Below are 25,935 nucleotides of genomic sequence, written 5' to 3' on the forward strand. Positions count from 1 at the left end.
AAATCGCCAGGCCGTGCTAGTCTATGGGGTTGCTTTTCGCTTCCGGAGTCCGGAACGTCCCGGACTCCGACCTCAGGAGACTGGCATGTATCAGGACCTCGCCCTTTACATCGACGGCGAATTCATCCAAGGCGGCGATCGCCGCGAGCAGGATGTCATCAATCCTGCCACCCAGGAAGTGCTCGGCAAGCTGCCGCACGCCTCGCGCGCGGATCTGGACCGGGCCCTGGCGGCGGCCCAGCGGGCCTTCGAAAGCTGGAAGAAGACCTCGCCGCTGGAGCGTTCGCGCATCCTGCGCAAGGTGGCCGAACTGGCGCGCGAGCGTGCCCAGGACATCGGGCGCAACCTGACGCTGGACCAGGGCAAGCCGCTGGCCGAGGCCGTGGCCGAGATCATGACCTGCTCCGAGCATGCAGAATGGCATGCCGAGGAATGCCGCCGCATCTACGGCCGGGTGATTCCTCCCCGCAACCCGGCGGTGCGCCAGTTCGTCGTACGCGAGCCGGTGGGCGTCTGCGCCGCGTTCACGCCCTGGAACTTCCCGTTCAACCAGGCCATCCGCAAGGTCTCCGCGGCCGTCGCCGCCGGCTGCACCATCATCCTGAAGGGTCCGGAAGACACGCCCAGCGCGGTCGTGGCCATGGCCCAGCTGTTCCACGACGCCGGGCTGCCCCCCGGCGTGCTGAACATCGTCTGGGGCGTGCCCAGCGAGATCTCCACCTACCTGATCGAGTCGCCCATCGTGCGCAAGATCTCGTTCACCGGATCGGTGCCGGTGGGCAAGCAGCTGTCGGCGCTGGCCGGCGCCCACATGAAGCGCACCACGATGGAACTGGGCGGCCATTCCCCGGTGCTGGTCTTCGACGACGCCGACGTCGAGCCGGCGGCCGAGATGCTGGCGCGCATGAAGATCCGCAACGCCGGCCAGGTCTGCATATCGCCGACCCGCTTCTACGTCCAGGAAAAGGCCTACGACAAGTTCGTGGCGCGCTTCGCCGACACCATCGCCTCCATCAAGGTCGGCGACGGCCTGGGCAAGGGCGTGGAAATGGGCCCCCTGGCCCACGAGCGCCGGCTGATGGCCATGGAAACCTTCCTGGACGACGCCAGCCAGCGCGGCGGCCGTGTCGTGACGGGCGGCTCGCGCATGGGCGAAAAAGGCTATTTCTTCTCGCCCGCGGTCGTGACCGACATCCCCGACGACTCCAAGCTGATGACCGAGGAACCCTTCGGCCCCATCGCCCCGGTCACGCGCTTCAAGACCATCGAGGAAGTGCTCAAGCGCGCCAACAGCCTGCCCTTCGGCCTGGCCTCGTATGTGTTCACGAACTCGCTCAAGACCGCGACCGCCGTGTCCAACGGCCTGGAAGCCGGGATGGTCAACATCAACCACTTCGGCGTCGCCCTGGCCGAGACGCCCTTCGGCGGCGTGAAGGACTCGGGCATAGGCAGCGAAGGCGGCGTCGAGACCTTCGACGGCTACCTGGTGACCAAGTTCATCACGCAGATTTGACGTCCCCGCGGAGCGTCCCCGGCTCCCGGGGACGCATCCACCAGGCCAGCGCGGCAAAGCCCGCCAGCGCCCAGGCCGCCAGCCACGACAGCGATCCCGCCACGTCGGCCAGCGGCACCCCCATCTGGTTCAGCCTGAGCGAGGCATCGATGCCGGCGGTGCTGGGAAAGATCCAGCGTGCCGCCTGCAACACGGGCGGCAGGCTTTCCACCGGCCACGCGAATCCGGACAGGAAGGCGATGGGCAGCGACGTGAACAGCCATACCTGCAAGGCCTGCTCGCGGTCCTTGAGCCAGGCGCCCAGCAGCGCCCCCGCCACGCTGATCGCCGGGGCATAGCAAAGCAGCAGGACCAGCGCCCCCAGCGGGTTGCCGCCACGCGGGTAGTCCTGCAACCAGAAGATCCAGCCGAAATAGACCAGCCCCGCGACCAGACCGGCGGTGGAGAAGGCCAGCACGCGCCCCAGCCAGACCCTGGCCGGCGCCCGCAGGCGGCCGGCCTCGGCCCAGGTGCCGGCCAGCATCGCGACGCCCATCAGCAGCGTCTGCTGCATGATGATCAACGCCACCGCCGGCACGACGTAGCTGCCATAGCCGCCGGTGGGGTTGTAGAGGGCCACGGCGCTGACGCCGACCGGGCTGCGGCCTGCCATGGCCTGGTTCCGCCCCTGCCCGTGCGCGGTACGCTGCGCGATCTCGATGCCGGCCGACACCGTGCCGACGACGGCCGTGAAGCCGGTCATCACCGCCTTGTTGTAGAGCGCGTAGCTGCCGTTGGTGCTGACCACGACCGGCGCCGGCCGGCCGCGCAGCACATTGCGCCTGAGGTCTCGCGTCAGCAGCGCATAGCCTTCGATCTCGCCCCGCCACATCGCCTGCCGTGCCGTCTCTTCGTCGCCGGTCACCATCGCCACGCGCAGGTCCGGGCTGGCATCGGCGTAGCGCACGATCTGGCGCGACAGGCTGGAGTGGTCCAGGTCCACGATGGCCACCGGCACGCGTTGCAGGACCTCGGTGGCATAGGGCCAGGGATAGAAGAATCCGTAGAAGACCGGGGCCAGCACGATCAGCAGCAGCGCGCCCTTGTCGCGCAGCAGCTCAGCCAGGGTGTCTCGCCAGGCCGCGGCCCAGCCGCGCGCGTCCATCAGCGGCCTCCCCAGCGCGCGGGCTCGGCCGCCACGCGGCACAGCAGCCACGCGCCCGCCAGCGCCAGCAGCGCCGCGCCCAGCGGCATCAGCACGAAGGCCGGCAACGAATGGCGCAGGGGCGCAGCCATCTGCAATTGCTCTACCTGCAGGCGGATGTAGTGCGTATAGGGCAGCACCAGCGCCCAGGCACGCGCACCGGCCGGCATGGCGGCCAGCGGGAAGCCCATGCCGCTGAAGGCGAAGGCCGGCGCCGTCACGATGCCGGCCAGCGACAAGGCCGTGCGCAGGGATCGCGTCGCCAGCGCGGCGGCGGCCCCCATCGCGATCGACAAGGCAATGAAAGACATCAGGGCCACGGCTACCCACGGCAGGCTGCCGGGCGGATGCCAGCCCCGGCCCCAGGTCAGCCACAGCAGGGCCGCCAGGCCCACGGCGGACAGCCCCGCCCACGGCCACGCGAGCTTGCCGGCCAATGCCGCCAGGGCCGGCCCCGCCGCGACGCGCACGCCGCCGTCGGGACGGGCCTGCGCGCCAGTGGCCGCCGCCAGCCAGGCGCCCACCGTGCGGTCGCGGATCTCCCGGCCCACGGTCCAGGCGCCGGCCGTCATCCCCAGGATGTGCAGCAGCGCAGGGACCAGCGCGGCCGCCAGGAATTGTTCGTAGTTGAGACTGGGGTTGAACAAGGCCAGCGAACTGGCCCGAACCGGCTCGGCGCTGACCGCCACCGACTGCGCCGGCTCGCCGCGGCGGTTGCGCGCTGCCATCTCGACGCCGGCCGACAGTGTCATGGCCACGGTCTGCACATCGCGCAGAACCAGGCCCGACACCGTGTAGAACTGCGCGTTGTGGTAGAGCGTGACGTGGCCGCTGGCCCCGCGCTTGATGTCGCGGGAGAAGTCGCGCTCGACCGCCACCACCGCGTAGACGTCGCCCCGCTCCATGCCGGCCCGCGCCTCGGCCAGGCTGGCGTCGCGCCGCGCGACGCGCAAGCCCGGCGCCGCCTCCAGCATGCGCGCGAACTGGCGCGACAGGGCCGAATGATCGCCGTCCACGACGGCGATGGGCAGGCGCGTGGGAATGCCGGCCGAGAACATCCACCACAGCAGCAGCACGGCCAGCAGCGGTACCCAGCTGATCATGGCCAGTTCGCGCGGATGCCGGCGCAGCCACGCGGCCTCCCGGCTCGCCGCGCGCCGGAAGGCGCCCGGCCGCGCTTCGCGGGGCGCGGCCCCGCCGGCCGTATGCGGGGGAGGTCCCGCCGCTGCGCTCATGGCGTCACCGTACCAGCACGCTCATGCCCGGGCGCGCGCCTTCTATCGGCGCCTGCGGACGAGCCCGGACCTCGAAGGTGCGGACGTCGAACCCCTGGCTGGCGCGGGTGGTGCGCCAGGTGGCGAAGTCGGGCAGCACGGAGACGTAATAGACCTTGAAATCCGCGCGGCGGTTGTCCAGCGCGGGCAGTTCGGCCTGGAAGCTCGAGCCGACGGCGAAACGCGAGAGCCGATCCTCGCGCACGTTGATGACGACCCACTGGTCGGCCAGATCGACCACGGTGGCCACCGCCACGCCCTGCGGCGACAGCTCGCCGACCTTGGCATAGACCTTGGCGATCTCGCCGGCCACGGGGCTTTTCAGATTGACCTCGGCCTCGGCCGCCTCGACCTCGGCCAGCGCGCCGGCCACCTGCCGGGCCTGGCCCGCCGCCGCCTCCTTGTCCTCGGGCCGCGCGCCGTCCAGCGCAAGCTGGTACTGCGCCCGCGCCGCCAGCGCCGCATCGCGCGAAGCGTGGTAGTTGGCGCGCGCCTCGTCACGCTTCTGCTCGGCCACCAGCCCTTCGCGGGCAAGGTTGTCCACGCGGCGGAACGAGACCTCGGCCAGGTCGGCCGCCGCCTGCGCACGCTGCCAGTTCAGCTGCGCCATCGTGATCTCCTGCGGGCGGGCACCGCGATCGGCCTTGGCCTGCACCGCGCGCGCCGCCGCCAGCGCGCCCTGGGCCTGGGCCATCTTGGCGGCCACCTCGGGGCTGTCCAGGCGCACCAGCAACGCGCCACGCTCCACCTTGTCGCCTTCTTTCACCGCCACCTCGGCCACCCGCGCCGAGATCTTGGCGGCGACGTCGGTCTCCTGGGCTTCCATGTAGCCCTGGAACTGCTCGGGCGCGGGCCGCGACGCGCGCCAGAAGCCATAGGCGACGACGGCCAGCACCAGCATGCCGGCAATGGCAATGGCGAGAGTGGATTTTCTTGCGCTCATGGCAGCTCGGTCTCGTTGTCGTCAGGGGCCGCGGACGGGGTCGGCGGCCACGGCCGCCAGCGGCAGGCGCACGTCCGCCCGTTCGATGTAACGCGTCAATTCGCCGCCCAGCCCGCTGGCCTCCAGCAGTTCGGCCAGGGACTGGATGTAGTCGTAGGCGGCCTGCGCCCTTTCGGTCTGCACCTTGGCGCGGTTGGTCTCGGCATCGATCAGGTCCGTGGCGGTGCTGACGCCTTCGCGCAGGCCGCTGGTGCGCAGGCGCACCACCTCGTCGGCCAGTTCGACGCTGGCGCCGGTCGCCAGGAACTGGCGGCGCGCCTGATCCACCGCGCGCCACTTGCTTTCCACCAGCAGGCTGATGTCCTGCCGCGCCTGGGCCTCGGTCAGCCGGGCCTGGAGAATGGTCTTGTCGCTGGCGGCGTCCAGCGCCGGCCGGTCCAGCGAATCCCACAGCGTCCAGCGCACGCCCACGCCCACCAGCCAGCTGCCGTTCTCGCTGCGGATCTGGTGCCCGCCGAAGGCGAACACCTGCGGGCGCCGCGTGGCGGTTTCCACCGCATGCAGCTGGCGCGCCTGTTCTTCCTTGGCCGCGACCTTGCCCAGCGCGGGATGTCCGCGCATGGCGGCCTCCAGGAAGTACGACAGCGGTTCGATGGACTGGGTCAGGATGAACAGCGGCGTCGAAGGCCGCACGGCCTCGTCCATGCGCAGCGTGCGGCCCAGGGCCACCTGCGCCAGTTCGAGCGTGTCCTGCGCCTTGCGCTCTTCCCGCCGCGCATCTTCCAGCGCGACCCGTGCCTGCAGCCGGTCGACGCGGGCAATCGTGCCTTCGGCCATCATACGCTCGGCCGCGCGGTCGTGTTCGCCGATGGCGCGCAGGGCCTCGCGGCGCAGGTCCCATGCGCGCGCGGCGAGCTGCGCGGCGAAATAGCGCTTGGCCAGCGTGGTCTGCACTTCGTAGCCGGCCTGGGTCGCGTCCGCGCGCGCTTCGTCGGCCTGGGCGTTGACCAGGCCGCGCGCCGCGTCGGTGGCCCCGCCCAGATAGAGCGGCCAGATGCCGATCAGGGATTTGTTGGTCAGGGAGCCGCGCCGCTCCAGTTCCACGCTGGAAGGCAGGGGCAGTGGAATACCGATGTTGTTCAGCCCCGACAGGCTGAGATTGGCGTTGGCTTCGTAGCGGATGTGGGAGGCGGACACGCTGAGCGAGGGCCCGCCCAGATGGCGCACACCTTCGAGCTGGAGCTCCTTGCTTTCGACCGCCGCCCGCGCCGCGCCCAGCTTGTCGGATCGCGCCAGTACCTGCTGCTGCGCCGCCTGATAGCTCAGGGCGGGCAGCGCCTGGGCCGCCGCGCCCGCATGCAGGACAAAGGCCAGCCAGGCCGCAAACCCACCCGCCTTCCGCCGCCATTGCCCATCACCACTTGGGCGATACCTCCGGCCCCCGGACGTCGACGCATGCACGGATCCCGTCCCCCTGACAAGTTCGGCGGAGCCGGGCACCCCCTCGCCGGCCACGCTTCATGGGGACATGATAAAGAAAACGGGCCGGTAGTGCGCATCTTGCGCATCACATCGCCGACAGGCCCCCATCGACCAGCACGTGGGTCCCGGTCATGAACGAGGCTTCGTCCGAGGCCAGCCACAGCACGGGCCAGGCGATTTCCTCGGGTGCCGCCCAGCGGCCCAGCAGGGAGGTATCGCTGCGCTCGCCCTTCAACTGCTCGATCGCCTGGCCGCGCGCCCGGGCCCGGTCCACGTGGAACTCGGTCAGGGTCGATCCCGGACATACGGCGTTGACGCGCACGCCGTGCGACGCTTCCTCGAACGCCAGCGTGCGGGTCATCGCCAGCAGGCCGGCCTTGGTCGCATCGTAGATGCCCATGCCCGCCCTGCCCGTCACCGCGTAGCACGACGACACGATCACCAGGCTGCCCCTGCCCGACTCGCGCAGGGCGGGCAGCGCGGCACGGCAGTAATTGGCCGTACCGACCAGGTTCACGTCCACCATGGCGCGCCACTCCTCGGGCCGGGCTTCGGACAGGCGCGAGTAGTTGCGCATGGCCGCGTTGCAGACCAGGACGTCCAGCCCGCCCCAGGTCCGCCGGGCCAGCTCGGCCGCGTTCAATGCCGCATCCTCGTCGGCCACGTCGGCGGCCAGGCACTCGACCCGGGCCTCCGGATGCTGCTCGCGCAGCGCCGCGGCGCTGCGCGCCAGCGCGTCGGCATCGCGGTCCACCAGCAGCACCGCCGCGCCTTCCAGACAGAAGACCCGGGCGATGGCGGCGCCTATGCCCGCGCCGCCGCCGGTGATCAGGGCCCTGCGTTCTGCGAGTCTGGCCATGGCTTACCCCGCCTTCGCGCCGGTGGCCTTGATGACCTTGCCCCAGCGTTCGACTTCGGTCCGTATCCACGCGCCGAACTGTTCCGGCGTGTTGGCCACGACCTCGAACTCCATGTCGCGCAGCTTCTGCTGCACGTCGGGCATGTGCAGGATCTTCACGATCTCCTTGTTGTAGCGGTCGATGATGGGACGCGGCGTGCCGGCCGGCGCCAGGAAGCCGATCCACGACGTGGCAACGAAGTGGGGATAGCCCGACTCGATCATGGTCGGAATGTCGGGCGTGCTGGGAAAGCGCTTCTCGCCCGTCGAGGCCAGCAGCCTGAGCCGCCCTTCCTTCACATACTGCTGGACGTTGCCGGGCACCATGAAGGCTGCCTGCACGTTGCCCGCCACCAGGTCGACCAGGGCCGGCGAGGCGCCGCGATAGGGCACGTGCGTGGCGCCCAGCCCCGAGGCCTCGTTCAGCATCTCCATGGTCAGGTGCGAGGCGCTGCCCGTGGCCACCGACCCGTACGACAGCTTGCCCGGATGGGCCTTGGACCAGGCCACCAGATCCGCCACGCTCTTGACCGGCAACCCCGGATTGACCACCAGGTACTGCGGCGAGCTGACCGCGAGCGTGATCGGCGCCAGGTCGGTGACCGGATCGTAGGGCATGTTGTCGAACAGCGTCTTGTTGATGGCGATGGGCCCGTTGTAGCCCACCAGCAGCGTGTAGCCGTCCGGCGGCGACTTGGCCACCAGGTCCGCGCCGATGTTGCCGCCTGCGCCCGGCTTGTTCTCGACGATGACCGGCTGCCCCAGTATGCCTTCGAGCTTGGACGCCACCAGCCGTCCCAGCACGTCGTTGGTGCTGCCCACGATGGGAACGATGATGCGCACGGGCTTGGTGGGTGCCCATTCGCCGGCGGCCGCGGCCGCCGGCACGACGGAACAGACGGCGAGCGCACAGGCCGCCTTGCGTAGCAATGCATGCATGAAAGTCTCCTTACCCTCTCGTTATCGAAGCGGCCGGCTACACGCTGTAGACCGGCTCGTTCAAGCCGTCCGCCAGGTGTTTCCTGGCCCACTCCATCGGATCCGCGCCACGGTCCAGCAAGACGCCCGCAGCGCGCACGCGCTGCGCGGCGCCGTCCAGCGCCGGCGGCTCCGAACCGTTGGCCAGCCCCACGGCGGCTTCATGCAGCATGCGGCGCGCCATGACGATGGCGCGATCCGTGGGCAGCAGCCGTTCGGCCTCATGGTTCTGGATGGGGCCCATGCTTTCCTGCAGCGACGCATCCTGCATGGCGAAGCCGAACACGCCGCTGTAGGCGCGCTTCTCCTTCTGCGCCACGCGGTCGATCAGGTAGTCGTTGTCCTTGTTCGCCAGGGGGCGGAAGGTAACGGGATCGCAGGGCGCATGGATGCCCCGGCCCGCGTCCAGGTCCGCGCGCTCCTGTTCGGACAGCGGCTTGTCGGGATGGAAGTTGATGCTCCAGGCCCAGCAGTTGTGATCGTCGATGGGAACCCAGACGTGCCCGCCCAGGGCGTGGTCGCCGAACGGCGGGATCAGCGTGAACCACGGGAACAGCCACTGGGTGATGCGCCAGTAGTACGAATCGGGTTCGCCATTGCGGCGGCCGTACAGGGACAGGCCGAACTCGTTCTTCTCGATGTCGAACACCACGTTGCCGTCGGCCTTGATGTAGTCATTGGCCTTGGTGCCCTGGTGCAGCGGATCCACGTCGACTTCGTAGCGGTGCACGTACGACACGTGGCTGGTATCGATGCCGCCTTCCATGGCTTGCAGGTAGTTGGACTCCTGCAGCCGCTTGGACACGTAGATATGGCTTTCCGGCAGGCAGCACCACTCCACCTCGGGCAGGCTGGGCTGGGTTTCCGGCGGCCCCATGTAGGCCCAGACGATGGAGCCGCGCTCGATGCACGGATAGGCCTTGATGCCCATGCGGCTGCAGCTTTGCGGCGCCGACGGCACGTCCACGCACTCTCCCAGGCGGTTGAACTTCAGGCCGTGGTAGGCGCAGCGGATGCCGTCCTCTTCATTGCGGCCGAAGTACAGCGACACGCCGCGGTGCGAACAGAACTCGTCGATCAGCCCCGCCTGCCCGCTGCTGTCGCGGAACGCCAGCAGCTTCTCGCCCATGATCTGCACGCGCACCGGGGGACAGTCGGGCTCGGCGATCTCGCTCGATTTCAGGATGGGGACCCAGTAGCGCCGCAGCAGATTGCCCATGGGCGTGCCCGGGCCGGTGCGCACCAGGATTTCCGAGGTTTCCTTGTTCATGACTCCACTGCCTCCTGCAGGAAATGTCCGTTCTGTGATAATTGAGTCCATTCTACGGACATAAAACGGAATGTCAACGGGCAGGCGCCCACGGAACCGGGCGTCGGCTCGGCTACGATGTCGGGCTGGATGGACAGAGACGAACGAGGAAAGGCGTGGCGGAAACCGAGAAACCGGGCGAAAGCGTGCGGGCCGTGGACCGGGCCCTGGAAATCCTGCTGGCCTTCACGGCCACGGACTACGAGCTGACGGTGGGGCAATTGCTCAAGCGCGTGGACCTGAGCCGGCCCACGCTGTACCGCCTGCTGTACACGCTGGAGCAGTGCGGCTTCGTGGTATCGGAGGGCGATCCGCAGAAATTCCGCCTGGGGCCCTCGGTGGGCCAGCTGGCCCACGTCTGGACTTCCAGCCTGGACCTGAGCGCGCTGGCGGCGCCGCCCATGCAGCGGCTGCGCGAGCAGACCGGCGAGACGGTGGCCCTGTTCGTGCTGCAAGGCGGAGACCGGCTCTGCATCGCCGAGCTGCCCAGTCCCCAGCCCCTGAGCTTCAAGCGCGGCATCGGCTATCGCGAGCGCATATCGGTGGGCGCCAGCGGCCGGGCCATCCTGGCCAACATCGGCCAGGGCGACGAGGACCGCCGCCGCTACGCGGCCGAGCGCGGCCTGGACATCGAGCGGCCGGCCGAAGACCTGGACATGGTGCGGCGCCGGGGCTATGCCGTCAGCAGGGATGAACTGATACAGGGCGCGGTGGCGATCGCCGCGCCCTTCTTCGATCGCAGCGGCCAGGTGGCGGGCTCGCTGGGCGTATTCGGCCCCGGCGCGCGGCTGCCCGCCGATCGCATCCAGGAATTCGGAGAAATGGTGATGCGGGAAGCCGCCGAGCTCTCGCGCACGCTGGGCAGCCGGACGGCGCCCTGACGGCGGCGGATCAGGCCCGCCGCGCGGGCGTGGCGGCCGCGCGAGCCGCCGCCAGCCGCCGCGGGTCCTGCGCCCGCAGCCGGACGTCCGGGCCCAGCCCGCGCACGTCCACGAACTGGAAACGGCGTGCCTGGCCCAGATCCTCGATCAGGGGCAAGCGCGCCATGCCGGCGCCCTCGCCCAACACCATGGGCGCCATGTAGACCAGCAATTCGTCCACGCAGCCCTCCTGCAGCAAGGCGCCGGTCAGCACCGCGCCGGCCTCGGCATGGACTTCGTTGATGTCGTGCTGCCCCAGCCAGCGCATGACGCCGGGCAGGTCGACGCGGCCATCCGCGCCCGGCAGGCAAATGACCCGCGCATTGCGCGCCGCCAGTTCGGCGACCCGCCCGGCATCCTCGCGCGCCGTGAAGACCCAGGTTTCCGTGCCGTCGAGCAGGCGCGCAGCGGCCGGCATGCGCAGATGCGTATCCAGCACGATCTTGCGCGGCGGGCGCGTGGTCGCCACATGGCGCACGTCCAGGCGGGGATCGTCGGCCAGCACGGTGCCGATGCCGGTCAGCACGGCGCAACTGCGCGCGCGCCAGTGATGGCCGTCGGCGCGGGCGGCCTCGCCGGTGATCCATTGCGACCGCCCGTTGGGCAGCGCGCTGCGCCCGTCCAGCGACGCCGCCATCTTCGCCCAGAGCCAGGGGGTGCCGCGGCTCATGCGGGCGACGAAGCCGACGTTCAGCGCCAGCGCCTCGTCCAGGCACACGCCCGCGGTGACTTCGATGCCCGCGGCGCGCAGCCGAGCCAGGCCTTCGCCGTTGACGCGCGGATTGGGATCGCCCATCGCCACGACGACCCGCGCCGGCGCGGCGGCGACCAGCGCATCGACGCATGGCGGCGTGCGGCCATGGTGGCTGCAGGGTTCCAGCGTGACGTAGACGGTGGCGCCTGCCACCGACAAGCCGCGCGCCTGCGCGTCGCGCAGCGCCCGCACCTCGGCATGCGGCCCGCCCACGGGCTGGGTCGCGCCTTCGCCCAGGACCTGGCCGTCGCGCACGATGACGCAGCCCACGCGCGGATTCGGCGAAGTCGTATACATGACGCCGTCGGCCAGCGACAGCGCGCGCCGCATCCAGGCGGCATCCTCGGGACGTTCGGGAATGTCGGCGCTCATCGGCGATCAGGACTTCGCGCCGGGAGGCCGGGGCCCCTGGACCTCGCGCACGACGTCGGTGAATTCATCCACGTCCTCGAAGCTCTTGTAGACCGAGGCAAAGCGGATGTAGGCGATCTTGTCGAGCTTCTTGAGCTCCTGCATGACTAGCTCGCCCACGCGCTCGGAGGGCACCTCTCGCAGGCCGCTGGTCATCAGGGCTTCCTCGATGCGCGTGACGGCGGCTTCCACCGCGTCGGCGCTGACGGCCCGCTTGCGCAGCGCCAGCATCAGGCTGCCGCGCAGCTTGCCCTGGTCGTACTCCGACCGGCTGCCATTGCGCTTGACCACCGCCGGCAGCGACAACTCCACCCGCTCATAGGTGGTGAAGCGCCGATCGCAATGCGTGCAGCGGCGGCGCCGTCGAATGGCGCTGCCCTCTTCCAGCACCCGGGTGTCCATCACCTGGGTGTCCTCATGGCGACAGAAAGGACACTTCATCTGCGGTCCTCGGCCAAAATGGCGTCCATGCGTGCGACTCCCTCTCTAAGACCAGCCCCCCCGGGCGCAGCGGATCCGGCTTTGCCGGTCCGCCAGCGCCGCCCCCTTGAGGGGGCGCCCGAAGGGCGTAGGGGGTGAGCCCTACTACCCACCATAGACCGGGAACTTCGCGGTCAGGGCGTTGACGCGCTCGCGCACGGCCGCGATGTTGGCCTCGTCGCGCGGGTTGTCCAGCACGTCGGCGATGAGGTTGGCGGTCAGGCGGGCCTCGTCTTCCTTGAAGCCGCGCGTGGTCATGGCCGGCGAGCCGACACGCACGCCGCTGGTGACGAAGGGCTTTTCCGGATCGTTCGGGATCGCGTTCTTGTTGACCGTGATGTGAGCCTGGCCCAGCGCCAGTTCGGCGTCCTTGCCCGTGATGCCCTTGGCGCGCAGGTCCACCAGCATGACGTGGCTCTCGGTGCGTCCGGACACGATGCGCAGGCCGCGTTCGACCAGCGTCTCCGCCATCACCTTGGCGTTGGCCACGACCTGGGCGGCATACTGCTTGAACGAGGGATCCAGCGCTTCCTTGAAGGCCACGGCCTTGGCGGCGATGACGTGCTCCAGCGGACCGCCCTGGATGCCCGGGAAGATGGCGGAGTTGACGGCCTTCTCGAACTCGGCCTTGCACATGATCAGTCCGCCGCGCGGGCCGCGCAGCGACTTGTGCGTGGTCGAGGTGACGAAATCGGCGTGCGGGACCGGGTTGGGATAGGCGCCGCCGGCGACCAGGCCGGCGTAGTGAGCGATGTCCACCATGAACAGCGCGCCGTTGGCCTTGGCGATCTCGGCGAAACGGGCGAAGTCGATGCGCAGCGCATAGGCCGAGGCACCGGCCACGATCAGCTTGGGCTTGTGCTCGGCGGCCAGGCGCGCGACCTGGTCGTAATCGATTTCTTCCTGGGCGTTCAGGCCGTAGGACAGGAAGTTGTAGAGCTTGCCCGAGGCATTGACCGGCGAGCCGTGCGTCAGGTGGCCGCCCTCGGCCAGGCTCATGCCCAGCACCGTGTCGCCGGGCTTGAGCACGGCCATGTACACGCCCTGGTTGGCCTGCGAGCCCGAGTTGGGCTGCACGTTCACGGCGTCGGCGCCGAAGATCTGCTTGGCGCGGTCGATGGCCAGCTGCTCGACGATGTCCACGAACTCGCAGCCGCCGTAATAGCGCTTGCCGGGATAGCCTTCGGCGTACTTGTTGGTGAGCTGCGTGCCCTGCGCCTGCATGACGGCCGGGCTGGCGTAGTTTTCCGAGGCGATCAGCTCGATGTGCTGTTCCTGGCGCTGGTTTTCCAGCTCGATGGCGGACCAGAGCTCGGGATCGGCCTGGGCGATGGTGCGGTTGCGGTCGAACATGACGGTTTCCTTCCTGTGCAGAACGGGGGGCCAACCGACGGATTCAACGCGACGGCCAGCCGATATGACGGAAACCGCGCCACATCGCCCTGCTGCGCCTGCGCGGCAGGGCAGCCGAAACGAAAGACGGCGTGACGCGATCTACGAATCTGCCTAACGGCTGCCCAGGCGAACGGCGGGCGGCGCGGCCACGCCCCGGACGGGACGAACCTAACCGCCGAAACCCTGCGCTTCCTTGTGGTAAACCCACCTAGGCCCCGAAGCCTAGAGTCGCCAGTCACGCAGGGTGAAGGCAAGAATTAGTTTACCCCAGTCTCGAGCGCCCTGGCGCACGTCTGCGCGGCGGCGCAACATGGGCTATCGTGGCACCCTGACCGCGACCGACAACCGACTTCCAGGACTCTCCCGATGAAGCACCGCATCCTGCAGATCGCCTCCATCACGCCCGCCGTCGACGCCCGCCTGGCGCGCGACTACGACATCGCCCCGCTGTGGAAGCAGGCCGACCCCGCCGCCTTCCTGGCCGAGCACGGCGCCGGGTTCGAAGGCATCGCGATCCACGTGCGCGACGCCTGTGGCGCCGACATCCTGAACGCCCTTCCCAATGCCCGCGTCATCGCCAACTTCGGCGTGGGCTACGACAAGATCGACGTCGAGGCCGCCAAGCGCCAGGGCATGCAGATCAGCAACACGCCCGAAGTGCTGGACGGCTGCGTCGCCGACCTGGCCATGGGCCTGGCGATCGACGTGGCGCGCGGCATTTCCGTCACGACCCGCTTCGTGCGGGCCGGCGGCTGGAAAACCGGCCAGCGCCCGCTGATGACGCGCGTGCACGGCAAGAACATGGGCCTGCTGGGCTTCGGCGGCATCGGCCAGGCCATCGGCCGGCGCGCCGCCGGCTTCGACATGGACGTGCGCTACCACACGCGCCGGCCGGTCGCGGGCACCCCGTACCGGCACGAGCCCTCGCTGGTGGAACTGGCCCGATGGGCCGATTTCCTGGTGGTGGCCTGCCCCGGCGGCGCCGCCACCCGCCACCTGGTGAACGCCGAAGTCATGGAGGCGCTGGGCCCGCAGGGCATCCTGGTCAACATCGCGCGCGGCAGCGTGGTCGACGAAGCCGCGCTGGTCCGGGCCTTGCAGGAAGGCCGGCTGGGCGGCGCGGGCCTGGACGTGTTCGAGAACGAGCCCGACGTGCCCCAGGCCCTGCTGGAGATGGACAACGTAGTGGCCGTCTCGCACATCGCCGGCTTCACCCGCGAATCGCGGGCGGACATGGAAGCCCGCGTGTGCGACAACCTGGATGCGTATTTCCGGACGGGGCAGGTGCTGAATCCGGTCTGAGCAGCCTCCCGATTCCGCCCGCGACGGCCGCTAGACCGACGCCCCCGAGAACTTCACCACCTCGGACCACTTGCGGCTTTCTTCCTGGACCTTACGGGCGTACTCGGCCGCGCCGCCCAGCAGTGGCTCGGCGCCTTCGATGCCCAGCTTGGACTGGAATTCGGGCGTGGACGCCGCCTTCAGGATCTCGGCGCCAAGCTGCGCCACGTCCGCCTGCGGCACGCCCTTGGGAGCCAGGATGCCGTAGGTCAGCGTGCTTTCGAAACCCGCCAGCGCGGAAACGCCGGATTCGGCCACGGTCGGCACGTCCGGCAGCAGCGCCAGCCGCTTCGCGCTGGTGACGGCCAGGGCCCGCAGCTTGCCGGCCTTGACCAGCGCCATGGCGGCCGGGATCACGCTGAAACTGAAATCCACCTGGCCGCCGGCCACGTCCGCCAGCGCCGGCGCCGTGCCCTTGTACGGCGCATGGACGGCGCGCGCGCCCAGCGCGTGCAGGAACATTTCCGCCGTCAGGTGGCCGCCCGTGCCGGCGCCGCTGGACGCATAGGACAGGTCGGCATTCTTGGCCTTCAGCGCGTCGGCCAGCTGCGCGACGCTCTTGACGGGCGAGGCCGCCGGCACGACCAGCAGCAGCGCCGACGACGCGAACATCGCGACCGGCTGCAGGTCGGTGGAGGCGTTGAACGACAGGTTCTTGTACAGCGCGGGATTGATGGCGATCGTACCCGTATGCCCGAGCAGGAAGGTATTGCTGTCGGCCGCGGCGCGCACCACCAGTTCCGTGCCGAGGTTGCCGCCGGCGCCCGGAAAACGGTGCGGGAGGTGGAAGTGGCCATGTCGGGAAGGTGCGTGGAAATCAAGGCGCAAGCATAGCCGATCGACTTCGGGCGCTCAGACGGCGGAAACCCCTACGGCGAGGGCAGCCATATCAAAACGGCATAACAGCTGTCCATGGAACGCGGTATCGGCCAGCGCCGCGCCCGACCACAATGCTCTTCCAGGCAGGACGACACTGCCGGATCATCAGGAGACGCCATGGACCGCCATCATCGCCCGCCCCCGCGCGGGCTCCTTTCCCCGTTGCTGCTAGCGCTCGCCACCCTCCTGGCCCCGCTGGCGGCGTGGCCGCAGGCCTTCCCGCAGAAGCCGGTCAAGATCGTCGTCGGCTTCGGCCCGGGCGGGCTGGGCGATACCGTGGTGCGTACCCTGGCGCAGAAAATGGCCGAATCCATGGGTCAGAGCGTAGTGGTCGAAAACGCCCCCGGCGCCGGCGGCATCACGGCCGCGTCCATGGTGGCCCGTGCCGCCCCGGACGGTTACACCCTGCTGCTGGTCAGCGGGCAGAACGCGTTCAGCCCTTATCTGTTCAAGTCGCTGCCCTACGATCCGGTCGAGAGCTTCTCGATGATCTCCACCATCGGTACCTTCCACTTCCTGCTGGTGGCCGACAAGGACAGTCCGCTCAAGACCGTCGACGACGTCGTCGGCGCCGCCCGCCGGGATCCGGCGCACTTCAACATCGGCACGATCAGCGTCGGCAGCGCCCAGCATCTTTCCGCGCGCCTGTTCGCGACGATGGCGGGACTGGACGTGCCCATCGTCCCGTTCAAGTCCACCGGCGACGTCATCGCCGCGCTGCGCGGCCGCAATGTGCAGGTGGCGATGGAAACCGTCACGGGCGTGCTGGGCCAGATCCGCGGCGGGTCGCTGCGAGCCATCGCGACCACGGCGCCCGCGCGGATAGGGTTCCTGCCCGACGTGCCCACCATCGCCGAAAGCGGCAACCCGGCCCTGGCCAGGTATGAATCCGATTCGTGGAACGGCATCGTCGCCCCCGCCGGCACGCCGCCCGCGATCGTGCAGAAGCTCAACCAGGAGATCGGCAAGGCCCTGCAGGCGCCGGACGTGCGCCAGCGCTTCATCGCGCTGGGCATAGAGCCGCGCGCCAGCACGCCGGAGGCGCTCAAGGAGGTCTTCCGCAAGGACGCCGCCAAGTGGCGGGTCGTCATCGAAGAAGCAGGCATCGAGAAGCAATGAAACCCGACCAGGCAAACGGAAACGTCATGACCCACCGCAGCACGGCGCCTTCGGCGCCGCAGGAAACGACCGCCGCCATCACCGAGGCGGAAAGACGAACGAGGATAGACCTGGCCGCGTGCTACCGGCTGATCGACCTGTTCGGCATGAGCGACATGATCCTCAATCACATCTCGGCGCGGGTCCCGGGCGACGACGAGCACTTCCTGATCAATCCGTTCGGCATGATGTACGAGGAGATCACCGCGTCCTGCCTGATCAAGGTCGACCTGGCCGGCAAGGTGATCCACAACCCCAATGCGCAGTACACGATCAACCTGCCCGGCTACGTGATCCACAGCGCGATCCATGGCGCGCGCCCGGACGTGGCCTGCGTCCTGCATACCCACACGCCGGCGGGCATGGCGGTCTCGGCCCTGGAATGCGGCCTGTTGCCGCTGAACCAGACCGCGATGCGCTTCGCCGGCGGCGTGGGCTACCACGACTTCGAAGGCGTGGCGGTGGACGTGGACGAGCGCCGGCGGCTGGCCGCCAACCTGGCCGACCGCGACGTCATGATCCTGCGCAATCACGGACTGCTGGCCGTGGGCAGGACCGTGGCCGAGGCCTTCGTCAACATGCAGCGGCTCGAACGGGCATGCCAGACACAGTTGCTGACGCTGTCGGCCGGCAGCCCGCTGCACATGCCGGCGCCGGCCGTGACCGAGCGCGCCTATCAGCAGTTGCGCCACGCGCCCACGCCCAATCCGGACGGCACCCATCCCCCCCACGGCGAACGCGAGTGGCCGGCCCTGCTGCGGATGCTGGACCGACGCGATACGAGCTATCGCGATTGACCCCGGGAGAGCCCACGATGAAGCACCGCATCCTGCAGATCGGCCCCATCACCGCCCCCGCCGACGAGCGGCTGGCGCGCGACTACGACGTCACCCCGCTGTGGAAGCAGCCCGATCGCGCCGCCTTCCTGGCCGGGCACGGCCCCGCGTTCGAAGGCATCGCGATCCACGTGCGCGACGCCTGCGGCGCCGACATCCTGAACGCCGTGCCCAATGTCCGCGTCATCGCCAACTTCGGCGTGGGCTACGACAAGATCGACGTCGAAACCGCCAGGCGCCTGGGCATGCAGGTCAGCAATACCCCGCGCGTCCTGGACGGCTGCGTCGCCGACCTGGCCATGGGCCTGGCGATCGACGTGGCGCGCGGCATTTCCGTCACGACCCGCTTCGTGCGGGCCGGCGGCTGGAAGACCGGGCAGCGTCCGCTGATGACCCGCGTGCATGGCAAGAACATGGGCCTGCTGGGCTTCGGCGGCATCGGCCAGGCCGTCGCGCGCCGCGCGGCCGGCTTCGACATGGTGGTGCGCTATCACACGCGCCGGCCGGTCGCGGGCAGCCCGCACGAGCACGAGCCCTCGCTGGTGGAACTGGCCCGGTGGGCCGATTTCCTGGTGGTGGCCTGCCCCGGCGGCCCTGCCACCCGCCACCTGGTCGACGCGGAAGTGCTGGATGCGCTGGGCCCGCGAGGTATCCTGGTCAACATCGCGCGCGGCAGCGTGGTCGACGAGGCGGCGCTGGTCCGGGCCTTGCAGGAAGGCCGGCTGGGCGGCGCGGGCCTGGACGTGTTCGAAAACGAGCCCGACGTGCCCCAGCCCCTGCTGGACATGGACCAGGTCGTGGCGCTCTCGCACATCGCCGGCTTCACGCGCGAGTCGCGCGCCGACATGGAACGGCTGGTGTGCGACAACCTGGACGCCTACTTCCGCGGCGGACAGGTCCTGACCCCGGTCTGAACGCCCCACGGAGCCATCGACCATGCCCCGCTTCGCCGCCAATCTCTCGATGCTCTATCCCGACCGCCCCTTCCTGGAGCGGTTCGGCTGCGCGATGCGGGACGGGTTCACGGCGGTCGAGTTCTTCTTTCCCTACGACCATGCCAAAGCGGAGCTGGCGGCCCGGCTGCGCGATCACGGGCTGCGCCTGGTGTTCTTCAACGCCACGCCCAGGTCGCACCCGGATGAACGCGGAATCGCCTGCCTGCCCGACCGGCGCCGCGAATTCCGCGACAGCTTCCTACATGCGCTCGACTACGCGTCGGCGCTCGATTGCGACAACCTCCACGTCATGCCCGGCCGGATCCCTGCGCAGGCGGATCTCCCGGCCTTGCACGCCACCTACGTCGAGAACCTGGCCTGGGCCGCGGACCTGGCCGCGCGCGACCGGCGCACGGTACTGATCGAGCCGATCAACCCTGGCGACGTGCCGGGCTTTTTCCTGACCCGCCAGGATCAGGCCCATGGGATCGTCCGCGAAGTGGGCTCGCCCCACCTGAAGATCCAGATGGATCTCTATCACTGCCAGATCGTGGAAGGCGGCCTGGCCGCCCGGCTGCGCCGCTACCTGCCCACCGGGCACGTCGGCCACGTGCAGATCGCGGGCGTGCCGGACCGGCACGAGCCGGATACCGGCGAGATCAACTATCCCTATCTGTTCGGGCTGCTGGACGAACTGGGTTATGACGGCTGGGTCGGCTGCGAATACCACCCCCGGCTGGGCGCGCAGCCGGGCGGCACGTCGGCGGGGCTGGCGTGGCTGCGCCGGGCTCGCGCCGCTACATGCGCAGGCCCAGCACCAGCTCGCGCATGATGTCCTGCATGGCCTGCTGGGTGCGCGTGGCGGGGCGCTGCGCGCTGACCGCCAGCGCCAGCTTGCTGCGCAGGCGCGGCTTGACGATGGGTACCGCGCGGAACACCTCCTCGCGGCCCGACGTGCGAACGGCATTGACCGACAGCACCGCGCCTCCCACGCCCTCGGCCACGAGGTCGAGCATGGCGGCCACACCGTCTATTTCCATGGCGATGCGCGGATGCAGCCCGATGTTGGCCAGTTCCGCCTCGACCAGCATGCGTATGGTGTTGGGCCGGGTCGGGATCACCAAGGGCTCGTCGGCCAGCTCGCGCACGCTGATCGACTTGCGCGCCCGCCCCTGGCGGCGGGTGACCAGGTAGAAGTCCTCCTCCAGCAGCACGACGCTGTCGATGTCCGGTGACGGTGCCGGGTTGTACAACAGCGCGATGTCCAGCCGGCCGCTCAGCAGCGACTCCTGCAGCCCGGTGGAAAGGCTCTCGGATATGGACAGCGCCGCCTCGGGCAGCCGCGCGCGCACGGCGCGGGTCAAGGGCACGGTCAGCATCTTGGCGAAGCGGGGCGGCAGGCCGATCGCCACCCGGCCGGCCAGGGCCCCGCGCAACCGTCCCAGCTCCTCTCGGGTGCGCGCCACCTGGTGCAGGATGCCCCGTCCGTGCTCCAGCAGCATCTGTCCCGCCTCGGTGGGCACCACTCCGCGCCCGGTGCGCCTGAGCAGGCTTTGCCCCAGTTCGATCTCGAGCTGGCGCACCTGCCGGCTGAGCGCGGGCTGGGCGATGCCGAGCGCGATGGACGCCCGCGTGAAACCGCCCAGCTCGGCCACGCTGACGAAATATTCGAGTTGCTTGAGGTCCACGGCGAGCTGGCTGGCCCCGCAGCCTAGGCCGCGTCGGCCGGCTCTTCCCAGGCGTCCTGCCCGGCGCCTTCCAGGTGGGCCACGTCGCCCCAGCTCTCCACCCGCCAGCGGGCGCCGTCGATCAGCAGGCGGTTGATGCTGACGTTGTGCAGCGTGTGCCGGCGCTCGGCGCGCAGCGACAATCCCTCGGCATGCCTGTAGGCGGTGTCCAGCACGCCGCTGTGGGTGAACACCAGTACGCGCTCGCCTTTGTTGGCGGCGGCGATGCGGTCCAGCGTGGCCACCACGCGATGATGGAACTGGCGCAGCGATTCGCCGCCGTCCAGTTCGTAGTCGGGATGCCGTTCGCGCACGGCCACCGCGGCCTGCGGGTGGCGCTCGGCCAGTTCGTCGAAGCTGAGCCCTTCGAAGACGCCGTATTTGCGTTCGCGCAGGCCGGCATCGAGCCGCACTTCCAGTCCCAGCTTGCCCGCGGTGGGACGGGCGGTATCGTGGGCCCGCGCCAGGTCGCTGCTATAGATGGCATGCACGCGGTCGCGCCCGGGCCGGAACCGGGCGGCGACCTGCTCGGCCTGGGCGCGGCCGAGCGCATTCAGGCCGATGTCGAGCGTCCCCTGCACCCGGCGCAACCGGTTCCATTCGGTCTCGCCGTGCCGGATCAGCCAGAGCTCAGTCATTGGGCGCGATCCGGCGCGGCGCCAGGGCCGGATTCAGCGTGTAGGTGCCCGTGATGGCCGCCTGCCCCAGCACGTGCTTGTCGATCGCGCGGCGCACGTCGGTCCCGCCGAACTTGCCGTCGACGTCGACCCTGGGCACGTCCAGCGCATACACGGTGAACACGTAGTGGTGGATGATGGAGTCGTTCCACGGCGGGCACGGGCCGTCGTAGCCGTAGTAATCGCCGCTCATGTCGTGGTCGGCGGCGAACCACCCGGTGTAGTCGTTGACGCCCTGGCGGGTGTCGCCGGGAGCCATCGGGCCGGCCTTGCCGCGCGGCGTCACGCCGTTGCAGAACTCGCCTTCCTCGATTTCGGTCTTGCCCGCGGGCACGTCCACCAGTACCCAGTGGAAAAAGTCCACGCGCGGCAGATCGGCCGGCACCTGCTTGCCGGCCTGGTTGACGTCGTCGCCCTTGCTGGGCACGTCGTAGTCGTGGCAGATGATCGCGAACGATTGCGTGCCGGCGGGCACGTCGTCCCAGGCCAGATGGGGATTGACGTTGTCGGACAGCGTCACCTGCGTCTTGGGATCGATCTTGCCGAAGGCATAACGCGCCGGGATGGGTTCGCCATCCATGAAGGAATTGCTCCAGAGCTTCATCGCGATACTCCTAAAAATCGTCTACCTGGCATGGTGTGCCAAAGGCGGCGCGGGGCGGGATGGTTCGCGCCGGCCCGGAAAGCGACTCCGGTCCCTCATCGTACCGTGACGCGCGCGAACTTTCGTTTACCAACTTGTACGACGTAGGTGCCGGCGTCCAGCTTCAGGCCCTTGTCCTCGACCTTGGCCGCATCGATGCGCACGCCTCCTTGTTCGATGTTGCGCTGCGCCTCGGAGGCCGAGGCACAGAGCCCCGCCTCGCGCAGCACCTGGAGGATGCCCAGCGGCGCGCCCGCGATCGAGACCTCGGGCATCTGGTCGGGAATGGCCTTCTGCTTGAAGCGAGCCTCGAAGTCCGCCAGGGCCTGTTCGGCAGCGGCGGCCGAATGAAAACGTGTAACGATTTCCTGGGCCAGCATCACCTTGATGTCGCGCGGATTGCGGCCGGCCTCGGCCTCGCGCTTCAAGCCGGCGATCTCTTCCAGCGACCGGAACGACAGCAGCTCGTAGTAGCGCCACATCAGCGTGTCGGAGATCGACATGAGCTTGCCGAACATCGACTCGGGCGCCTCGGAAATGCCGATGTAGTTGTTCTTGGACTTGGACATCTTCTCGACGCCGTCCGTCCCTTCCAGGAGCGGCATCGTCAGGATGCACTGGGGCTCCTGGCCGTATTCCTTCTGCAGCTCGCGCCCCACCAGCAGGTTGAATTTCTGGTCGGTGCCGCCCAGCTCCAGGTCCGCCTTCAGCGCCACCGAGTCGTAGCCCTGCATCAGGGGGTACAGGAACTCGTGGACCGAGATGGGCACGCCGCCCTTGAAACGTTTGGTGAAATCCTCGCGCTCCAGCATGCGGGCCACGGTGTAGCGCGAGGCCAGCTGGATCATGCCGCGCGCGCCCAGCGGGTCGCACCATTCCGAGTTGTAGCGGACCTCGGTGCGGGCCGGGTCCAGCACCAGGCTGGCCTGGGCGTAGTAGGTCCTGGCGTTGGCCTCGATCTGCTCGCGCGTCAGCGGCGGGCGGGTGGCGTTGCGGCCGCTGGGATCGCCGATCATCGAAGTGAAGTCGCCGATCAGGAAGATGACCGTGTGGCCCAGTTCCTGCAACTGGCGCATCTTGTTCAGGACGACCGTATGGCCCAGATGGATGTCGGGCGCGGTGGGATCCAGGCCGAGCTTGATGCGCAGCGGCACGCCGGTGGCCCGGCTGCGGGCCAGCTTGCGCGCGAACTCGGCCTCGACCAGCAGCTCGTCGCAACCGCGCCGCACGATCGCCAGGTCCCGCTCGACCTCCGGTGTAACCGGATATGTCGCCGCCGCCCCGGGCGTGCCAGAGGGGAGGGATACGGACGAGTCGGGTTTCGTTTCGGTCATGGCGCGGACAGCTCTGGAAAGTGTGTCAAGTGTAAACAATCGTATTGGCAGGCCCGGGGGAGTTTCTATATACTCGGCCCGTTTCGGCGATATCCCGTTGTTACAAATATGAAGGCGCGGGTTCGGTTCATGAATCGAGCCCAGCGACGCTATTTGTGCTGCGCAACAAAGTTGCGGCAATACAACGGGGCCCGAGACACGCCGCGCTCCGGACCCGCACTCCGAAGCAATTCTAGCCCAACCGACCCCAGGGGCCAGGCCGCATGAACCGTAAGTTTTCCGGCATCGCCGGCGCGATGCTCAAGCGCATCGCCGCAGCGGTGCAACAAACCCTCTCCCGCATCACCTCCCATCCCGCCACCCTGACCATCACCTCGTCGCCGCTGAAACGCCGCATCGTCATCGGCACCGGCGCCGCCGGCCTGTTCGTGACCGCCGCCGCCATCGGCGTCGCGCCGCTGGCGCCGGACGCCTCGACCCTGCCCACGACCCGCATCGTCGAGTCGCTGGCCCTGCCGGACCTGTCCGAACAGGTCGCCGAGCAGGAGGCCAAGGCGCCGGACTTCATCCGCGAAGAACGCGTCCAGCGCGGCGACTCGGTCGCCACGCTGCTGAACCGCCTGGGCGTGGACGATCCCGAGCTCGAGCGCTTCATCCGCACCTCGCCGGACGCCCGCAGCTTCTACCAGCTCTACCCCGGCCGCGTGGTCCAGGCTTCCACCGACGCGCTGGGCGAAGTCCGCTGGCTGCGCTACATCCATACCCCGGGCGCGGAGTCCGGCGACAAGGTCGTCTCGCGCATGCTGCAGATCGAACGCTCCGCGCAAGGCCTGTCGGCCCGCGACGTGCAGCTGGACACCGAGCGCGAGACCCGCATCGCCCACGGCGAGATCTACAGCTCGCTGTTCGGCGCCACCGATGCCGCCGACATCCCCGACAGCGTCGCCACCCAGATCGCCGAGATCCTGTCGGGCGACATCGACTTCCACCGCGACCTGCGCCGCGGCGACCATTTCAACGTGGTCTACGAAACCTATACGCACCAGGGCAACTACGTGCGGGCCGGCAAGGTCATCGCGCTGGAATTCGTCAACAAGGGCACGCCCTACCAGGCCGTCTGGTTCGACCAGCAGCCCGGCGTCAGCGGCGGCTACTACACCTTCGACGGCAAGAGCCTGCGCAAGGCCTTCCTGCGCGCGCCCATGGAGTTCACCCGGGTCACTTCCGGTTTCTCGCGCCGCTTCCACCCCATCCTGAAAACCTGGCGCGAGCACAAGGGCGTGGACTACGGCGCGCCCACCGGTACGCCCATCCGCAGCACCGCCGACGGCACCATCGACTTCATCGGCAAGCAGAACGGCTACGGCAACGTGGTCGTGGTCCGCCACCATGGCCAGTATTCCACGCTGTATGCCCATATGAGCGCGTTCGCGCCGGGCCTGTCCAAGGGCTCCCGCGTCAGCCAGGGCCAGTTCATCGGCCGCGTCGGCTCGACCGGCTGGGCCACCGGCCCGCACCTGCACTACGAGTTCCGCATCGCCGGCAAGCCGGTCGATCCGCTCACCGTCGCCCTGCCGCAGGCCCCCGAGCTCAGCGCCCGCGGCCTGGCGCTGTTCAAGCAGCAGACCGATCCCCTGCGCCACCAGATGTCGCTGCTCGCCCAGTTGAAGGACTACAGCATGCCGGCGGGCGACATGTCGCTGGCCGCCCAATAAGGCCGTCCGCCATGGCCGAACCGTACATCGGCCTGATGTCCGGAACGAGCCTGGACGGCGTGGATGGCGTGGCCGCCGTGTTCGACGGCGGCCGGCCCCGCATCCTCGCGCATGCCGACGTCGCCATGCCGCCGGCCCTGAGGGCGGAGTTGCTGGCCCTGAACACGCCGGGTCCGGACGAGATCCACAGGATGTCGCAAGCCGGCCTGGCCCTGGCGGACCTGTATGCGCAGGTCATCTCCGAACTGCTGGCCCGGACCGGCCTGGACGCCGCGCGGGTTCGCGCGATCGGCGCCCACGGGCAGACCGTCCGCCACCGTCCCGATGCCGGCTACACCGTGCAATTGAACGCCCCCGCCCGCCTGGCCGAACTGTCCGGCATCGCGGTCGTGGCCGACCTGCGCAGTCGCGACCTGGCCGCGGGCGGGCATGGCGCCCCGCTGGCGCCGGCCTTCCACGCGGCGATATTCGGCACCGACCGGCCGCGCGCCGTGGTCAACCTGGGCGGCATCGCCAACGTCACGCTATTGTCGCCCGCCGGCGTGGTGGGCTACGACACCGGCCCGGCCAACCTGCTGCTGGACGCCTGGTGCGCCCGGCATACCGGCCGGGACTACGACGAAGACGGCCGCTACGCCGCCTCCGGCACCATGCGGCCAGACCTGCTGGCGGAACTCATTGCCTCCGAACCGTGGCTGGCGGCCCCGCCGCCCAAATCCACCGGACGCGACCTGTTCAACACGTCATGGCTGGACCAGCGCCTGCAGGCCTGGCAGGCCCGCCACGGCGTATTGGCCGCGGCCGACGTGCAGGCCACGCTGCAGGCCCTGACGGTCGAAACGGTCTCGCGCGAGATACGCCGCCAGCTTCCCGCCTGCGAGCAGGTGTGGGTCTGCGGTGGCGGCGCACGCAACGGCGGCCTGATGCGGGCCCTGGCCGACGCGTTGCCCTGCCCCGTCGCACCCAGCGACGACGCGGGCGTGCCTGCCCAGCAAATGGAGGCCCTGGCCTTCGCCTGGCTGGCCCATCGCCATGTCGCCGGCCTGTCCGGCAACCTGCCCGCCGTGACCGGCGCGGCCGGTCCCCGTGTGCTGGGCGCCTATTACCCTGCGTAGGGCGACGACACCGGACGGCCTGATGCGGGCTGAAA

The 25,935-nt window shown here is 69.4% G+C and carries 24 protein-coding genes and 1 riboswitch; of the genes, 9 read left to right on the forward strand and 15 right to left on the reverse strand.

Annotated elements, in window-relative coordinates; genetic code table 11:
* The first annotated feature begins 85 nt into the window (after nt 1–85).
* Nucleotides 86–1,513: an NAD-dependent succinate-semialdehyde dehydrogenase gene (locus N5K27_RS07110; RefSeq protein WP_087841612.1), complete on the forward strand. Its 1,428-nt coding sequence runs from the start codon at nt 86–88 to the stop codon at nt 1,511–1,513.
* Here the strand turns inward: N5K27_RS07110 and N5K27_RS07115 are convergent.
* From N5K27_RS07115 to N5K27_RS07145, 7 genes are all read right to left on the reverse strand, one after another.
* Nucleotides 1,500–2,657, reverse strand: a complete 1,158-nt coding sequence (locus N5K27_RS07115; RefSeq protein WP_087841613.1) for an ABC transporter permease — start codon at nt 2,655–2,657, stop codon at nt 1,500–1,502. The genes N5K27_RS07110 and N5K27_RS07115 overlap by 14 nt on opposite strands.
* Nucleotides 2,657–3,931, reverse strand: a complete 1,275-nt coding sequence (locus tag N5K27_RS07120; RefSeq protein WP_176400852.1) for an ABC transporter permease — start codon at nt 3,929–3,931, stop codon at nt 2,657–2,659. Before N5K27_RS07120 ends, N5K27_RS07115 begins: the two co-directional genes overlap by 1 nt.
* A 4-nt stretch (nt 3,932–3,935) precedes the next feature.
* On the reverse strand, nt 3,936–4,913 hold the full coding sequence (locus N5K27_RS07125; RefSeq protein ID WP_087841614.1) for an efflux RND transporter periplasmic adaptor subunit: 978 nt from the start codon (nt 4,911–4,913) through the stop codon (nt 3,936–3,938).
* Between the two features lie 21 nt (nt 4,914–4,934).
* Nucleotides 4,935–6,374 carry a TolC family protein gene (locus N5K27_RS07130; RefSeq protein WP_243724687.1) on the reverse strand — a complete coding sequence of 480 codons (1,440 nt, stop codon included), beginning with the start codon at nt 6,372–6,374 and terminating at the stop codon, nt 4,935–4,937.
* Between the two features lie 106 nt (nt 6,375–6,480).
* A complete protein-coding gene (locus N5K27_RS07135; protein WP_087841615.1) occupies nt 6,481–7,254 on the reverse strand; it encodes an SDR family oxidoreductase in 774 nt (257 codons plus the stop codon).
* 3 nt (nt 7,255–7,257) lie between these two features.
* Nucleotides 7,258–8,232 carry a tripartite tricarboxylate transporter substrate binding protein gene (locus N5K27_RS07140; RefSeq protein WP_279815480.1) on the reverse strand — a complete coding sequence of 325 codons (975 nt, stop codon included), beginning with the start codon at nt 8,230–8,232 and terminating at the stop codon, nt 7,258–7,260.
* A gap of 37 nt (nt 8,233–8,269) precedes the next feature.
* Complete coding sequence (locus tag N5K27_RS07145; RefSeq protein WP_087841617.1) at nt 8,270–9,541, reverse strand: Rieske 2Fe-2S domain-containing protein; 1,272 nt, start codon at nt 9,539–9,541, stop codon at nt 8,270–8,272.
* A gap of 155 nt (nt 9,542–9,696) precedes the next feature.
* Between N5K27_RS07145 and N5K27_RS07150 the strand changes: the two genes are divergently transcribed.
* Nucleotides 9,697–10,461, forward strand: a complete 765-nt coding sequence (locus N5K27_RS07150; protein WP_243724688.1) for an IclR family transcriptional regulator — start codon at nt 9,697–9,699, stop codon at nt 10,459–10,461.
* Between the two features lie 10 nt (nt 10,462–10,471).
* Here N5K27_RS07150 and ribD read toward each other — a convergent pair whose 3' ends face one another.
* The 3 genes from ribD to glyA form a co-directional block, all read right to left on the reverse strand.
* Entirely contained in the window at nt 10,472–11,584 is a 1,113-nt protein-coding gene (gene ribD, locus N5K27_RS07155; protein ID WP_087841754.1) for a bifunctional diaminohydroxyphosphoribosylaminopyrimidine deaminase/5-amino-6-(5-phosphoribosylamino)uracil reductase RibD, read from the reverse strand.
* A gap of 48 nt (nt 11,585–11,632) precedes the next feature.
* Nucleotides 11,633–12,106, reverse strand: a complete 474-nt coding sequence (gene nrdR, locus N5K27_RS07160) for a transcriptional regulator NrdR (RefSeq protein WP_087841618.1) — start codon at nt 12,104–12,106, stop codon at nt 11,633–11,635.
* 144 nt (nt 12,107–12,250) lie between these two features.
* Nucleotides 12,251–13,498 carry a serine hydroxymethyltransferase gene (gene glyA, locus N5K27_RS07165; protein ID WP_087841619.1) on the reverse strand — a complete coding sequence of 416 codons (1,248 nt, stop codon included), beginning with the start codon at nt 13,496–13,498 and terminating at the stop codon, nt 12,251–12,253.
* A 155-nt stretch (nt 13,499–13,653) separates the two neighbouring features.
* Nucleotides 13,654–13,789, reverse strand: a riboswitch (ZMP/ZTP riboswitch).
* Nucleotides 13,790–13,906: 117 nt separating this feature from the next.
* Here glyA and N5K27_RS07170 point away from each other — a divergent pair.
* A complete protein-coding gene (locus tag N5K27_RS07170; RefSeq protein ID WP_279815486.1) occupies nt 13,907–14,842 on the forward strand; it encodes a 2-hydroxyacid dehydrogenase in 936 nt (311 codons plus the stop codon).
* A gap of 30 nt (nt 14,843–14,872) precedes the next feature.
* Here N5K27_RS07170 and N5K27_RS07175 read toward each other — a convergent pair whose 3' ends face one another.
* The gene (locus N5K27_RS07175; RefSeq protein ID WP_279815488.1) at nt 14,873–15,709 is read right to left on the reverse strand and encodes a tripartite tricarboxylate transporter substrate-binding protein; all 837 of its coding nucleotides are present in this window, start codon (nt 15,707–15,709) and stop codon (nt 14,873–14,875) included.
* A gap of 168 nt (nt 15,710–15,877) precedes the next feature.
* Here N5K27_RS07175 and N5K27_RS07180 point away from each other — a divergent pair, with 168 nt between their 5' ends.
* From N5K27_RS07180 to otnI, 4 genes are read left to right on the forward strand one after another with little or no spacing between them, the layout of a single operon-like run.
* The gene (locus N5K27_RS07180) at nt 15,878–16,879 is read left to right on the forward strand and encodes a tripartite tricarboxylate transporter substrate binding protein (RefSeq protein WP_165963390.1); all 1,002 of its coding nucleotides are present in this window, start codon (nt 15,878–15,880) and stop codon (nt 16,877–16,879) included.
* A 26-nt stretch (nt 16,880–16,905) separates the two neighbouring features.
* Nucleotides 16,906–17,715: a class II aldolase/adducin family protein gene (locus N5K27_RS07185; RefSeq protein ID WP_087841622.1), complete on the forward strand. Its 810-nt coding sequence runs from the start codon at nt 16,906–16,908 to the stop codon at nt 17,713–17,715.
* 17 nt (nt 17,716–17,732) lie between these two features.
* Nucleotides 17,733–18,668, forward strand: coding sequence for a 2-hydroxyacid dehydrogenase (locus tag N5K27_RS07190; protein ID WP_279815491.1), 936 nt, complete (start codon nt 17,733–17,735; stop codon nt 18,666–18,668).
* Between the two features lie 22 nt (nt 18,669–18,690).
* Nucleotides 18,691–19,521 (forward strand): 2-oxo-tetronate isomerase, encoded by an 831-nt coding sequence (gene otnI / locus N5K27_RS07195; protein WP_279815493.1) that lies wholly within the window; start codon nt 18,691–18,693, stop codon nt 19,519–19,521.
* On the opposite strand, the gene N5K27_RS07200 is transcribed toward otnI, so the two are convergent.
* The 4 genes from N5K27_RS07200 to tyrS all read right to left on the reverse strand — a co-directional run bounded on the left by N5K27_RS07200 (nt 19,487) and on the right by tyrS (nt 23,070).
* Nucleotides 19,487–20,377, reverse strand: a complete 891-nt coding sequence (locus tag N5K27_RS07200) for a LysR substrate-binding domain-containing protein (RefSeq protein WP_087841625.1) — start codon at nt 20,375–20,377, stop codon at nt 19,487–19,489. The genes otnI and N5K27_RS07200 overlap by 35 nt on opposite strands.
* Before the next feature lie 23 nt (nt 20,378–20,400).
* Nucleotides 20,401–21,054, reverse strand: coding sequence for a histidine phosphatase family protein (locus N5K27_RS07205; RefSeq protein ID WP_279815495.1), 654 nt, complete (start codon nt 21,052–21,054; stop codon nt 20,401–20,403).
* The gene (locus N5K27_RS07210; protein ID WP_087841627.1) at nt 21,047–21,697 is read right to left on the reverse strand and encodes a YbhB/YbcL family Raf kinase inhibitor-like protein; all 651 of its coding nucleotides are present in this window, start codon (nt 21,695–21,697) and stop codon (nt 21,047–21,049) included. The genes N5K27_RS07205 and N5K27_RS07210 overlap by 8 nt, the downstream gene beginning before the upstream one ends.
* A 95-nt stretch (nt 21,698–21,792) precedes the next feature.
* Nucleotides 21,793–23,070, reverse strand: a complete 1,278-nt coding sequence (tyrS, locus tag N5K27_RS07215; RefSeq protein WP_279815497.1) for a tyrosine--tRNA ligase — start codon at nt 23,068–23,070, stop codon at nt 21,793–21,795.
* 263 nt (nt 23,071–23,333) lie between these two features.
* Here tyrS and N5K27_RS07220 point away from each other — a divergent pair, with 263 nt between their 5' ends.
* Together N5K27_RS07220 and N5K27_RS07225 are read left to right on the forward strand one after the other, a co-directional pair.
* Complete coding sequence (locus tag N5K27_RS07220; RefSeq protein ID WP_243724672.1) at nt 23,334–24,785, forward strand: M23 family metallopeptidase; 1,452 nt, start codon at nt 23,334–23,336, stop codon at nt 24,783–24,785.
* A gap of 11 nt (nt 24,786–24,796) precedes the next feature.
* Complete coding sequence (locus tag N5K27_RS07225) at nt 24,797–25,900, forward strand: anhydro-N-acetylmuramic acid kinase (protein ID WP_087841630.1); 1,104 nt, start codon at nt 24,797–24,799, stop codon at nt 25,898–25,900.
* The last annotated feature ends 35 nt before the right edge of the window (nt 25,901–25,935 follow it).

Origin of the sequence: Pigmentiphaga sp. GD03639 (genome assembly GCF_029845405.1) — a bacterium.
In the GTDB taxonomy this organism is placed as follows: domain Bacteria; phylum Pseudomonadota; class Gammaproteobacteria; order Burkholderiales; family Burkholderiaceae_B; genus Pigmentiphaga; species Pigmentiphaga daeguensis.